Annotated in this window: 10 protein-coding genes; 1 reads left to right on the top strand and 9 read right to left on the bottom strand. The window is 39.4% G+C overall.

The features are described 5' to 3' along the window. Positions 1–46: 46 nt before the first annotated feature. From WC614_08525 to WC614_08535, 3 genes are read right to left on the bottom strand one after another with little or no spacing between them, the layout of a single operon-like run. Positions 47–4,012, bottom strand: a complete 3,966-nt coding sequence (locus WC614_08525; protein ID MFA5033050.1) for a C25 family cysteine peptidase — start codon at positions 4,010–4,012, stop codon at positions 47–49. A 19-nt stretch (positions 4,013–4,031) separates the two neighbouring features. Further along, positions 4,032–4,934: an ornithine carbamoyltransferase gene (argF, locus tag WC614_08530; protein MFA5033051.1), complete on the bottom strand. Its 903-nt coding sequence runs from the start codon at positions 4,932–4,934 to the stop codon at positions 4,032–4,034. 8 nt (positions 4,935–4,942) lie between these two features. Further along, complete coding sequence (locus tag WC614_08535) at positions 4,943–7,408, bottom strand: prolyl oligopeptidase family serine peptidase (protein MFA5033052.1); 2,466 nt, start codon at positions 7,406–7,408, stop codon at positions 4,943–4,945. Positions 7,409–7,769: 361 nt separating this feature from the next. Between WC614_08535 and WC614_08540 the strand changes: the two genes are divergently transcribed. Continuing rightward, positions 7,770–8,834, top strand: coding sequence for a hypothetical protein (locus WC614_08540; protein ID MFA5033053.1), 1,065 nt, complete (start codon positions 7,770–7,772; stop codon positions 8,832–8,834). Position 8,835: 1 nt separating this feature from the next. On the opposite strand, the gene WC614_08545 is transcribed toward WC614_08540, so the two are convergent. The 6 genes from WC614_08545 to rseP all read right to left on the bottom strand — a co-directional run bounded on the left by WC614_08545 (position 8,836) and on the right by rseP (position 14,458). Continuing rightward, the gene (locus WC614_08545) at positions 8,836–9,366 is read right to left on the bottom strand and encodes a Fe-S-containing hydro-lyase (protein ID MFA5033054.1); all 531 of its coding nucleotides are present in this window, start codon (positions 9,364–9,366) and stop codon (positions 8,836–8,838) included. Then, a complete protein-coding gene (locus WC614_08550; protein MFA5033055.1) occupies positions 9,360–10,196 on the bottom strand; it encodes a fumarate hydratase in 837 nt (278 codons plus the stop codon). The genes WC614_08545 and WC614_08550 overlap by 7 nt, the downstream gene beginning before the upstream one ends. Then, complete coding sequence (locus tag WC614_08555; protein MFA5033056.1) at positions 10,174–11,430, bottom strand: malic enzyme-like NAD(P)-binding protein; 1,257 nt, start codon at positions 11,428–11,430, stop codon at positions 10,174–10,176. Before WC614_08555 ends, WC614_08550 begins: the two co-directional genes overlap by 23 nt. 530 nt (positions 11,431–11,960) lie before the next feature. Continuing rightward, complete coding sequence (locus WC614_08560; protein MFA5033057.1) at positions 11,961–12,737, bottom strand: radical SAM protein; 777 nt, start codon at positions 12,735–12,737, stop codon at positions 11,961–11,963. A gap of 4 nt (positions 12,738–12,741) precedes the next feature. Beyond that, the gene (locus WC614_08565; protein MFA5033058.1) at positions 12,742–13,206 is read right to left on the bottom strand and encodes an NUDIX pyrophosphatase; all 465 of its coding nucleotides are present in this window, start codon (positions 13,204–13,206) and stop codon (positions 12,742–12,744) included. Beyond that, complete coding sequence (rseP, locus tag WC614_08570; protein ID MFA5033059.1) at positions 13,178–14,458, bottom strand: RIP metalloprotease RseP; 1,281 nt, start codon at positions 14,456–14,458, stop codon at positions 13,178–13,180. The genes WC614_08565 and rseP overlap by 29 nt, the downstream gene beginning before the upstream one ends. Positions 14,459–14,471 lie beyond the last annotated feature (13 nt).

The raw sequence follows: 14,471 nt of genomic DNA on the forward strand, positions 1-14,471 counted from the left end.
GTTTTTTGGAGTTAAAATAGGGGAATGGTTGGTTATTAAAAAGATATTATTTGATAAGTACCAATTTTTTAGTGGCTTTAAAATTTTCCGTTTCTAACTTATAGAAGTATATTCCGGAGGCTACTTTCTTGGCATTGTCATTTATGCCTTCCCATCTTATACTATAGTTTCCGGGTTTAACGTTACTATTGTCTATTAAAGTCTTAACCAATCTGCCGGAGGCATCGTAAATATTTAATTTAACTCTGGTTGCCATTTCCCCTATACAATATTGAATGGATGTTCTTTCTCGAACCGGGTTAGGTGCGTTTTGTAAGAGCTTAAAGCAAAATGGCTGTTGTTTTTCTTCTGCCGAGATTATAGATGTGTCGTACGGGACAAAACCATAAGTCCCCGTATGCCACCTGTCATGACAGAAAGTTCCCCACTCTATTTTAGTTCCTGTTACTTCCCATATACGGACTTCGCGGTCTCTTGTTGCAGATAGAAGTTCATTTTTACCGTCAAAGTCTATATCGCCTACTATTGGCGTTACGTCTGTCCTGCCATTGGAACATATTGGGAAACCTGCAGTAATCGTACCGTTTGGTTCGAAAGCATATATCGTGCCGTCAAGAAGCGAAACACCTATATAATTAATTTTATTGTCTCCATCAATATCCGCAAGTATAGGAGTTGCCGGGGATACCTGATTCATAAAGCATAAACTTATAGGCCAGCCCGTAATTATCGTTCCATCGCCTTTCCACAGGTGAAATGTATTTATTCCCGCAAGAGCTATTTCTAATTCTCCATCACCGTTAACATCTCCGATGGTTGGCCCCGACATACACGTCCAGGCATCGGTCGAGTTGCAGTTTTTGGGCCAGTTAGTTACGGAAGTGCCGTCGGAGTGAAAAGCGTAAACGAAGTTATTAGGCGCGCCGGTATGAATGACTACTTCTAATCCCTGATATGAAGGGTCAATATTTCCTATCGCCGGAGATGAAGCAACACCTTTTATAAAAACCGGCCAACCCGGAACTATGTGACCCGTTATTCCATTCCATGCAAAGAGTGAAGGTTTGGCAGCGTTTTTACTGTAATTTGAAAAACCCATAATAATCTCAAGGGTGTCATCGTTGTTTATGTCTGCAACGGCAGGCGTACAAATACCTACAGATGGCGCTTTAGTTGGGTCTACCATTATCATTGAAGTGTCACATATGGCAAAAACTCCATCAGGATTTAAATACCCAGTTCCATTTTCTCTAAACACATAAATTCTGCTGTTCCTGCCGTTACCGGTATTCGAGCATTCCTCTGCCAGTATAATTTCTAAATTTCCGTCTTTATCCAGATCCTGTACGACCGGGGATGAAAATGATGCTATTTCGCAGTTCGCTAATTGCACGGGGAAATTTGTACGAAGGACGCCGTCTTTTTCAAACACCAATATTTGCGGAGTATTTGTCCATGATTGCGCTCGTATTATTTCAAAACTTCCGTCTTTATCTATGTCTGCAACAACAGGGGCCGTCCAACACCTTCCTAATCCTGAAGCAAAAGTTCCATTAGACGCAAAAACGCCTTCTCCTGAAGCATACCATGCATATATATTTTGGTCATCCATATTTGCGATTATTTCTAAACCCGGCTCTTCGGGGATAAGGTCGACAACAACGGGAGAATTTATAAAAGGGTATTTGACTGATTGAGGCCAGCCCTGCTTGAAAGGAGGATTACTTCTACCGGATACAGGGGACGAAAGGTCGCTTTCATTGAGAGAGTTGTCGACAGAAGTTACCAGATAGGAGTAGCTTGCATAAGGCGTTAAGGATTTATCTTCAAATGAGAATATATTTTTTATTAGTTGGGAATTTAGAAGAGTCGTATCGGATGCCCTGTAAACGTTATATCCATAAGCAGAGGTTGAATTCCAGTTAACGGATATGCCGTTAGGCTTGGCAAATGCAGCAAGAATAGTCGGCGGACTAAGAGAAGAAATGGTAAACGTATCATTCCATATGTGAGAACAGGAATCCGTAATTTCTAATGCAAATTGTGGAGTCCCACTATCAACGGAAAACTTAAAACAATCGCTTAATAGTATAATATTATTAGCCGAAATATCTCCCGCATATTCTAAAGAGTCAATCAAAGAAACTCCGGCCGTGAGGGAAGATAATTTAGTATTTACTGCCTTAGCCTTACCCGTTCCTGCATTTTTTATTCTCAGGGATATGAAGTGCAAAGAGTCAGCAGAATGTGAGTAATGTGTCAATAATGGCGCCTGTATGTTTAGATTAAAAGTGTCTCTGGAAGAATCAATGCTATTATAAATATTTAAACTAAGATTAATATTCCCCGGGGGACAGGATTTGTCTATACGTATTCTATATTCTTTCGATTTTATTTCTTTTGTTGATAAGTTGCCATAGGATTGAGTAGTATCAAGGAGTGTCAGGTAGGGAGATAAGTTAAGAATTTTCGCAAACATATTAAAAGCTGTTATTGCTCCGGTGTTTTCTAAGGAAAGAGATAATTTGATTTCTTCTCCTGATTCAGGAACGCTGTCTCCATCAATACTATAGTTTTTATATTTTACATAAGCAGAATCGGATTGGACGGATATGTATCCTTCATAAGGCAAGAAATCGGTTTTGGAAACGACTAATTTTAAGTTGCCGTCGGTCTCAGGCGTCGACACGAAAATAATTTCTCCTGTGCCGTCGGTAATCCCTCTGCCGTATATTTCATCTTTTTTATATATGCATACCGATGCTCCTGAAACTAAAGTTTTCCCCTTTGTTACCGTAATTTTTATTTCTTTTTCTCCCGTGGTTATCGTTGAAGGATGGCTTACAAAAAAGGAATCAGGTTTCTTTGTCCAGAATCTGGTACACGGGTCCCCATAAAGGTTATAACCTAAAACTACATCCCTGTAATTGCCGTCAGCTTCTGCGCCGGCATAATATACGTCAGGAATTATTCTGGATTTTGCCCATGCCAGAGCTTTTCCTATAGGGAACAGGCTGTCAAAAACTGCCTCGTAAAAATAACTATTTGTTCTTGTTTCTTCGGAGAACCAACCTACTCTTGAACTTCCAAGACAGGATATGCTTACGGACGGATTTAGTATAAAATGACGGGGCATACAATCTACGTCTATCCAGTTGGTATAACAACTTATGGTAATTACAGAGTATAAAGGAGCAGTTAGTAAAGTGTCTATATCTAACCTATCTATGCCTCCCCCACCCTGGTTTGACCAATTTTGCGTTGAAGAACCGTGAAAAGCGCCGTATAAAAAAGCACACCCTTTTGCAAGAGAGTCAACAATTGTGCTTTTAGATGCTCCCCATAAAGTGTCTTTAGTAAAATAATCGGGGAAAGAATTTACTATCGGACGAACATAAGGAGCTTCATCTTTAGATGCAAGAAACACTGCCCTTTCCACGGAGTTAATATCGGGAGACTTTTCGTAAGCGATTGTTTTGTTTACTATTAAAGTTGCCTCTGCAAGAGTTGCCCCGGGAAATCTGCCTACCCATACCAGAGGAGTAAGATTTGAACTATCAATAGCTGCTTCTGCCCATATCATATCTCCATCCGCATTCCATGTCCCGTTTAAGGCAGAGTAGTACAAATCAGCCGCAAGAGTATAATATGGATAATACTGGTTTTTGCTTTGAGCACCGCGGTATGGAACGACACAAGGGTCCCCCCCGAGTAAAACATATCTCGTATTCCAACCGGCATAAGCAGATTTTAAGAAATTACGGATTCTATCGGGAACATCTGCGCCGGGATAATTTTGGGCTATCCATTCTACCGTTTTTATCTCACAGGTTGTTCCTTTTTCTATTCTCCATGATTTGAGCGCTTCGTAAACAGGCTTTAATTCATCGTTTGTTATTATAATAAAATCTACGGGGTCGCTGGATTTCGATGGAAACTCGCTTACGGTATAAGATTTTAGGTTGACAATGTTGGGTTGTTGAAACGCCCAAAATAAGAATAGTATTCCCATTTTGATTAATATGAGATACTTATTTCTTCAAGTTTCCGCACAACCACGCCATAACCGATTTCTCCGTATGCATACGGTTCTCTGCCTGGTCAAGAATTACCGAATGCGGGGAGTCAATCACTTCGGCGGTAATTTCTTCACCCCTGTGAGCAGGCAAACAATGCATCAGAATATAAGAAGGTTTTGCATGTTTTACCAGTTCCGCATTTATCTGGAATGCTTTGAATTTCTCTAACCTTAGCGCTTTTTCTTCTTCCTGTCCCATTGAAGTCCATACGTCGGTATATATAATGTCTGCGTCACGAACAGCTTCTACGGGATCATTCGTTACTACCGCGGAACTTAATTTTACGTATTCCTTTGCCGGCTCATAACCCTTCGGAGTCGCTACGTGCATCTTTAAACCGCATAAATTTGCAAACAACATAAGTGAATGACATACGTTGTTTCCGTCGCCTACCCATGCGAATTTTAAGTCTTTGTATTCTTTGTAAGTTTCCCATATCGTGAAAAAATCCGCAAGCGCCTGACACGGGTGTTCAAGGTCAGATAAAGCATTTACAACCGGAACGCTTGCATATTTCGCAAGGTCTTCAACGCTTTTATGCTCAAAAACACGTGCAACTATCCCCGATACCCACCTGGATAAATTTTCCGCCACGTCCTTTACGGGTTCTCTCTTGCCAAGCCCTATATCCTGGGATGACAGATATATGGAGTTCCCCCCGAGTTCGTTAATCGCGGTTTCAAAAGTTACTCTTGTCCTGAGACTCGGTTTCTCGAATATCAAAGCAAAAGTCTTACCGCTTAATGGTTTTTCATGAGTATATCTTGCATTCTTGAATCTTTCCGTTAATAAAAATAATTTGAAAATGTCTTCCCTTTGTAACCCTTTTGTTTCTATGAAATCTTTTCCTGTCATCTTTCCTCCTAAAATTTTTTATACATTGTTTGTTTATCGAGCTTCCAGTTTTTATCGAAAAATCCCGTGAATACAACGCCATCCCATCCCTTCTTCTTCACGGATTTATCGTAAATTATGAAATCCGGCACCCCTGATTGCGCGCGAAGAGGCCCAAAATAATGCGATATTCTTGACCCTTCCGAATCCGCTCCCATATAAACAACTACAAACTTTTCGGGATTTAACGGGTTGGGATATATCTCTTCAAGAGAAAGCCCTTCCCGGGAAAGCATTTCTTTTCCAGCCCAGATATGTTTGTCTTTTATATAAATAGGCAGCTTCGAATTTATCTTTTTTGTAAAACTGTTCTCATCCGGATTCCCGAATAAAATAATGTTGTAGTTCTTTATTATTTCATCCGTTACCTCGGTATCCGGAATCATTTCTACAAAACCATTTCCGTTTACCCACCAGAAAAATGCTTCGGAAGAGGCATTCTCATAATTTGTTTCTCCCTTGCCGTAGACCAGAATAAACGGACTGAAATACGCTTGTTTTATCGGACCATAAAGCTGCGAGCTCTTGTATAATCCTTTGCGCTCAACTTTTCCCATAACAAAATAATTACCTTTTTTTACAAATGAAACCGTTTCTTCTTTGTTAAACGAAAACTTTATCGGGGTATTATTTATTATGAATTTTATTTCCCCGAACGGGATTAGTTTCGGCGATAGACTTAAACTGAAAGCCGTAATATTTTGAGTGTTTATGGAAATGTCGTTCGAGTTAACTTTGGCTTCAATTTTCGCATCTTGGTATTCTATGTCTTGCTCGTCTATTGTAACCCAGTAATATTTATTTCTGATAAGCGGAGTTACTATCTTGTAACTAATCTCTTTCGGATAAAAGTTTCTGGTTCGTGCTTTAAAGAAATCCATTATCGCTTTGTAATTAATGCATCCTGCTCCGCGTTCCCCGTCATCATTTTCATTCCACCAGTGGCCCTTTCCGGCAAGTTCCGTATAATGAACGTCGTAATTCATTAACTTAAGATATCCCGTGAGTATACGTCCGTGAATCGGAGGCACGTTGTCGTCACTGCCGCCGTGTAAAGCATATATTCCAGTGTTCTTTGCATTCTCAAGAAATACAAACGGACAGTATTCCCGTATTATCCTATTACGATAAGAAATCGCCTCAGGATGAGTAAAGAAAACACTCTTTTCAAGTATGCTCGGAACATAAAGTTGTAAGAAACTCCATCCGGCTACAGGCGCTATAGCAGCAAATAAATCGGCATTCAATAACCCGTTAACCCATGTCCCGTGTCCTCCCATCGAATGTCCCATAAGATATACTTTTGTTGTGTCTATGTTGAAACGTTTTATCGCTTCCTGCCGAACTTCAAGCATATCGAGCGTTCCCCAGTCTTCCCAGTTGAATCCAAAAGGCCTGCGATTTGTAGCGGTTACGATAAACGTCCAGTCCCTGGGGGTATAACATTTCGCCAAACCAATAGCTTCTATCCCTGCACCGTGAAGGGAAACAATTAAAGAATACTTTTTGTCCGGTGAAAAATCCAAAGGCGGAACGACCCCGAAATACTGAACTGAATTGTCAACCTTTGAGATAAAAGTAGCTTTGTATTGGTCGCCGGGTTTAACTATGTCTATTTTTACGCTGTCGGTTAAAAGCTTGTTCCCCTTATAGGTTAAGGTTATCGGCAGCCATAATTCTTTTAACCCTGAGACGGGTTTTACCACTTCAATATCCAGTCTTACTTTTTTCACACCAAAAGGGTATATCGTGTTTATGAAAGTTTTGACAGGTTTAACGTAATCCGTTTTCTCAAGTGTAACCTCTAAAGAACACATTTTTTCAATAGTAGTATTCATAAAACAAATTGCTATCGGTGCGGAAAAAGTTACCGAAGTATCAACGATGTCCGGCGCAGTAACATCTTCTAAAAGAATTAAATGGTCTTTGCTCGGGACAAAACTAAGACGAAAACTGTTCTCCGTGGACAGAAAAATTCTGTTCTCTCCTGCTTTTAATAATACCGGGGTAGGACAATAAGAAGTAATGGAATAACTTTTTTCATTTAATCTAAAAGAAGACACGTTCTTGCCAATCGCAAGCGCATAACAAGATTCCTTGCTTTGGAATGTTGCATATGCATAACTTGCACTGCTTACTCCGGCATAACCGTATATGTCCTGCAAAGTATCCCACCATACGTCTTCGTAATCAAACAAGACTCTGCCTGTCGAATCCAAACCGCGGGCAACCCATTTAACTGTGCCTCCCTGGACCATAAAACTCGGCAGTTCTGCGCCTTCTACGGGAACAAAATTTTCTATGGAATCAAGTACTCCTATGATTCCTTCACGGGGAGCAGTTGAAAACGGCCCCGCAGTAAGCCATTTTGAAGGAGTAATGGTGTCCTTCAAAGACGGGAAAAAAGAAATTAATATAATTAGTATGTTTATCATAATGTTACGACTTTAAGCACTAATTTTATAACTGTCAAGAATTTCAATTTATAAAGAAACAGAGAACTGAAATATTCATCCAGCTGAACTAGATATCCTGCTGAACTGGATAAGTTGGAGTAATGTTTCTGGCGAAACAAACTCCAACTAACGGATCTCTAATCCCCGCCTTGGCGGGGAAAGAGCTTCTTACCGCAGAATCGCAGAGTTCACAAAGGAGAAAAATGATTTAGGATTAAAAAATAAGAAGAGCCTGATTGCTCTCGTCTGCTTACTACAATCAGGGAGAGTTATTCCGGGCATTAATATTTATTTAAACTTGACATGGACAAGCTTATTGCTATGGATAATAATTAGTAGTATGCATAAAAATAATATTTTTGTAAAGTATCCCGTAAAAACAATCGTTTTTTTTATATTATTTGTATTTATTGTATTAGATATTTCCGTTAAATTTTTATCAAATAATCATCCGGTAGGAATTTATTCTCCTTACTATCATCATGATTTAAAGAAAAATGCCAGAATGAAAGATAAATGGGGCGATAGAAGTTACTATATTAACACAAATTCTTTAGGTTTTAGGGATAAAGGCAAAGGACATATTGACGTAAAAAACAGCAGTAATAAATATAGGTTTCTATTTATAGGGGATTCTTTTGTTGAAGGCATAGGATTACCTTATGAAAAAACTTTTATAGGATTATTGGATAACAAATTAGATAATTCAAAGTTTGAAATATTAAATGCAGGGGTACGAGGTTATTCCCCTAAGTTATGTTACTTAAAAGTAAAATACTTAATAGAAAAAACAAACCTGCAATTTAATGAATTATATATGTTTATAGATATCTCGGATATTAAAGATGAAGTTTTTTATAAGGATTTTGTATCCCCAGCTCCTTTAACGAAAGGAATAGATCCTTTTTTGCAAAAAACTTCTTTTGTTTATGGATTTTTAAGGGTTCATTTATTAAATGAACACAATTTTATCAGGTTTTTCAAGAAAAACAAAAAAGGCCCTGCAGATAATAATTATTGGGATAAATGGGCAAATGATTGGGGAAAATGGACTTACGACAAAACAACTTTTGACAAATGGGGGACAGAAGGATTAAATCTGGGAGAAGAAAATATGAATAAACTTTATAACTTATGTAAAAAAAATGATATTAAAATTAATATTGTTGTTTATCCATGGCCTGAGCAAATACTTAATGACAGCTTAAAATCCATACAGGTCACATTCTGGGAAACATTTTCTCTAAAAAGAAATATTGATTTTATAAGTTTCTTTCCTGCCTTTATTCGTGAGGCTAATCATCGGGCAACTATTGATAAATATTTTATAAAGGGAGATACCCATTGGAACGAAAGGGGCAGCAAATTAATAGCCGATACATTACTTGCAAAAATATCCGGCTAGTTTAACGTCGATTATATATGTTCTTGCCCCTGCAATCTATTCCTACGATTGCCGGGAAATCTTTGATTTTCAATTTGTAAATAGCTTCACACCCTAGTTCGCCATACGCTACCAGATCACACTTTTTAACCGTCTGCGAAAGTAACGCCCCACATCCCCCCGGCGCAATAAAATAAACCGCTTTGTGTTTTTTTATTTCGGATACGACTTCCTTCGAACGGTCTCCTTTTCCAATCATTCCTTTTAAATTGTTTCTCAATAAAGACGGAGTATATTCGTCCATCCTGCTGCTTGTCGTAGGCCCGCAGGAACCTATGATTTGTTTCGGTTTTGCAGGAGCAGGCCCCGTGTAATAAATCGTCTGGTTTTTTAATTCCAGCGGGAGTTTCTTTTTGTTTTTTATGCAATCGGTCAATCTTTTGTGCGTCGCATCTCTTGCAGTGTATATTATTCCCGTCAACAAAACCCTGTCGCCGGCGTTTAATCCGGAAATTATTTTATCATCCAGAGGAAGCCTAATCTTTTTCATAATATTATAGTTTGAACACGATGACACCAGCACCCTATGTTTATTGCCACGGGCAATCCCGCAATGTGCGTCGGATAAGTTTTTATGGTCACCCTTAATGCGGTTGTCTTTCCACCCAATCCTCCCGGCCCGATATCTAATTTGTTTATTTCTTTTAATAAATCTTTCTCAAGTTTTTTTACCGTAACGTTTTTGTGACTATCTTCGGAATCGTTTATTAACGCTTCTTTCGCCAGCAGCGCTGCTTTCTCAAGCGTTCCGCCGATTCCTATCCCGATGACTACAGGCGGGCAGGAGTTTCCGCCGGATTCTTTTACGGAATCCAACACGAATTTTTTTACTTCCTTAACGCAATTTCCTATGTCAAGCATTGAAGCTTTTCCCATATTCTCGCTGCCAAATCCCCTCGGCACAACCGTAATTTTTAACCTGTCTCCCTTTACCAGATTCGTATGTATTGTTGCGGGAGTATTGTCTCCGGTATTCTTTCTGGTTAACGGGTCAACTATTGACTTCCTGAAATACCCTTCACGATAACCTTTCCGAACTCCCTCCTGGATTGCTTCTTCCAGACCGCCATCAACCTTTACCCCTTCGCCTTTTTTTACGAACACCACTGTTAACCCCGTATCCTGGCACATAGGTATTTTCTTGGCTTTTGCGATGCTGCAATTTTTTAATATGTCACGGATGACTTCTTTGGGGAGGATATCGGTTTCTTCTTTGTAGGCTTTTTCCAGTAACCGTTCAATGTCTTTATCTATTTCAAAATTGGATTTAATGCACAAGTTCTTAACGGAGTCAACGATCTTATCTTTTTTTATTGTTCTCATTTTTTAACAGGATAACGGTTTTCTTAAAAACTTCTCCCGGTTTGAGTTTTATTCTTGCAACACCGCTTTTTATTGCCGCCTGCGCTACGGCTTCCGCAACTGCCGGCGCAACTCTCGGGTCATAGGCTTTTGGAATAAAATATTCTTCGGTGAGTTCTTTTTTTGAAACTAAACTGCTAATCGCCAGACTGGCGGCTATTTTCATTTCTTCGTTTATAACTTTTGCGCGCACATCCAGAACTCCTCGAAATATTCCCGGGAAAGCCAGAACGTTGTTTATCTGGTTCGGGAAATCACTTCTTCCCGTGGCGATTATTTTTGCGCCGCCTGCTTTTGCTTCTGTAGGAAGAATCTCGGGATCAGGATTTGCCATTGCAAATATTATTGGATTTTTATTCATTGAGGCAACCATCTTTTTATTAAGAATATTTCCCGCGGACACTCCGATAAAAACATCCGCATTTTTAATAACGTCTACTAATTTGCCTTTCTCTTTTTTGCGGTTCGTAATTTTTACAAGTTCTTTTCTGGAGGAATTCATTCCTTCTTTTATCCCTTCGTATATAGCTCCGTATATATCGCAGACGATAATATTTCTTGCTCCAAAATTATACAGACACTTGCAAATGGCCGTTCCTGCTGCGCCGGCGCCGTTTATGATAATCTTTACTTTGCTTATTTCTTTTTTAACCAGCTTGAGCGCGTTAATCAAACCCGCCAGAACGACTATTTCCGTGCCGTGCTGGTCGTCGTGAAAAATGGGAATGTCCGTTTCTTTTATGAGTCTTTTTTCTATTTCAAAACATCGTGGAGCAGAAATATCTTCAAGGTTAATTCCGCCGAAAGTTGGAGATATATTTTTTACGATGTTTACGATTTCATCGGTATCCTGTGTCGCAAGACAAATAGGAACTGCATCCACTCCTCCGAACTTTTTAAACAATATTGCTTTGCCTTCCATAACGGGAAGGCCTGCTTCTGGACCAATGTTCCCGAGTCCGAGAACTGCGCTCCCGTCGGTGACGATTGCGATGAGGTTAGCGCGTGAAGTATATTCGAACACGAGGTCTTTATTTTTGGCAATTTCCCGGCAGGGTTCAGCGACGCCCGGGGTGTATAACAAACTAAGGTTATCTTTGGTGACGGGGATTTTGCTTTCGATTGTAATTTTTCCCCTGAGCTTTTTGTGTAGGAGCAGGGATTTTTCTTTTAGCTTTTCCGATTTGCTTTTCATAAAAGTGATAATGTATCATTTAAGGTAGGAATGAGAAAAGTCAAGAGGAAAACAAACAACAAATTGGAACCACAAGATTACACGAGATTTCCACAAGATTAAAAAACATAACAAATATTAGCCACGCCTGCCTGCCGGTAGACAGTGATGGACAAGGATTTCCACGGATTACCACGAAAAACGGAAAGCTTGAAAGTTAAAAAAGAACAACCTTTTTGGGACACAGATGAATAAGATAAAAAATGGGTAGGGAACAGGCATTCTGTCATTCTGAACGAAGTGAAGAATCTCGTTTTTGTTTTTCCTGTTCTATTAAAATATTGGGTAGTCCGCCTGAGGCGGATTAGAGTTTGTTATCCAGCTCCGCTGGGGTCTGTTATCCGTGGCTAATTTTTTTGTATTCTGTTTTTATCCTGTTTATCTGCGGAAATCTGCGTCCAAAAATTCTTTTTGTTGTTTTTTTCTCTCTGCGTGCTTTGCGTCGAAGTTTACCCCGAAGAAGGCGGGGCGGTGAAAATTTTCTTTTTCACTCAAAAAACCGTTACTTTTATACCCGTTTTTTCTGTTAGTTTTCGGGCGATGTCTTTCAACACCAACTTATCCAACACTTTCAAGTTCGAATCTGCCGGCATCCTGTCAAGTGTATATATTTGAACTTCTAACGGTTTAATTTCTTCTATGCAGGTTATCCATTTTTCAACTGCAGAATCGTTCGCATTCGTTTCTAAAAACATTGATTGAATAATAATATCTTTTAACGTTTTTAGATTTTTTACGATGTCATCGAGAGTTACTCCTTCCGCAGGTTTATTAATTTCATTGAAAATATTTTCTTCACAGGCATCCAACTTCATTGCCCGCACATCTGCAAGCTGAAGTCCCTCTCTCGCGTTTTCTATGTTCGTGGAATTGGATATCACGACTATCGGTATCGGGGGAACGTTATGGTCTTTCGAATATCTATCCCGCAAATCTTTTGTTTGTTTTATTATTTCATTAAACTGCGGATGCAATGTAGGCTCGCCGTAACCGGAAAACGTCAGACAATCCAGGGGCGTTTTGATTCTGTGCAAAACGCCTTCTATTGCAGTTATTACTTCCTGGACACCCGGGAATTTTACTCTGCCAAGTTCGTTTTTGTTTATCGTGTGAGTATCCGTCCACCCGTATTGACAGTAACTGCAGTTGAAAGAACAAACTTTACACCCTACGGGCAAAAGGTTAATTCCCAGGGAATTGCCTAACCGTCTTGATTTAACCGGACCGTAAATTATGCTTCCCGGGAAATGAGAATTATCTGCTTTCATATTTTTATACCTCGCTTATGCTTTGAAATGTTTCTTTTAAGTTTGGAACCGTATCATATTTCTCCATATCTTCGGGTTTAATCCAAATCGTTTCGGAATGTTCCCAATCGATTTTAATTTTGTCCGGCGTTTTCACCCTGAACATAAAAGGATATATTTTCCATTCTTTATTTAATTTTTCGTCTTTAACCATTACCGGTTTCCCTTTTTTTAATAGCTCAACTTCTTCCGCAGCCAGTGATGTTTCTTCGTTTATTTCTTTCAACGCTTGCTGTTCCGGTGTAGTATCCCTGCCCGTCGTTTTTTTGGAGGGCATATATCCGCTCACTCCCGCCCATTTTCCTTGATAAGTTCCAACTTTGCTACTTCTTTTTAGTATTAAAATTTTTCCCTCGGATTCAAGAAAGCAGGTTACTACATTACTTATTTCGGGGGACATTTTATTTTTTGAAAATGCGGGTGATATCATTAAAAGTGACGTATACCATAAACAACATCAGCAAACTAAATCCGATATTTTGAATTAAAATTATTGTCTTCTCGGGAACGGGTCTTTTCTGCAACTTTTCAATTCCTATAATAAAAATCTGTCCTCCGTCAAGAGGCGGGAAGGGCATAAGGTTGAGTAAAAACAATTGAATTGACAGGAAAGATATGAGCAATATAAAGCTGTCCAATCCCCATCTTGCGCTTTCGCCTGCAAACTTTCCGATTGATACGGGTCCGCCAAGCGCTTTGGCTGACATTTTTCCTGCAAAAAGATTTTTGAAGAATTTTAACGTAAGCAATGCAACATCCCACGTTCTTACGAACCCGTCCTTGAATCCGCCTATTAAAGTGATAGGTTTTCTTACGGTTTTTAATTGAACTCCGACCATTCCTATTTCTTTTATTTTATTGTTTTCATCCATATACTCTTTTTTTTCGGGTATTAGAACTGCGCTCATCAATTTGGAATCTCTTGTCCACAGGAAAGACACTTCTTTGCGTGCGTTATTCTGGATTAAAGTTACGAGCGTGTCCCAATTGCTAATTTGTATCGTATCCCTGAGACTATCAATAATTATTTGGTTAATGACGTCATTCTCGCGGATCCCGGCCTTCCACGCAACGCCCTGTTTTATGACTCTGCCGACTACCGGAAGTATTCTTGGAGCGATGTCCAGGCTTTCCCCGTACACTATAACTTTTTGTATTTCGTTGTTTCTTTCGATTTCACAACTTACACTGTCTTTTTTGGAAATACCGGAAATGACGTCGTTCCACGTTTTTGTTTCAATCCCGTTTACGGAAACGAATTTGTCGCCTGTTTGGAGGTTTATTTGTTTCCCGGGAGTTTGCACAAAAGTGGTCGGAATTTCACTATTTCCCTGCATAAAAGAAACAATCGTAAATCCTACCCACGCCAGAACCAGGTTAAATACGGGACCCGCAACTATTACACTTGCCCTTACTCCGGGAGATTTTGACGGAAATTCATTGCCTTCACCTTTTACGTCTTTCAGGTCTTCGCCTGCCATTTTTATGTACCCGCCGAACGGCACAAGCGAAATCCTGTAATCCGTATCTCCTTTTTTTATTCCTATAAGCCGGAGTCCCATCCCAAGGGAAAATATTTCTACTTTTATACCCGAGCGTTTCGCGACTATGAAATGCCCAAACTCGTGAAAAAGTATTAATACGCTTAAAACAATGAGTGTGCTTACAAGGGTTAGTATCATTTTATTTTTACTT

Source organism: bacterium, from assembly GCA_041649255.1.
GTDB lineage: Bacteria > Hydrothermota > UBA3073 > JACQXS01 > JAQTXJ01 > JAQTXJ01.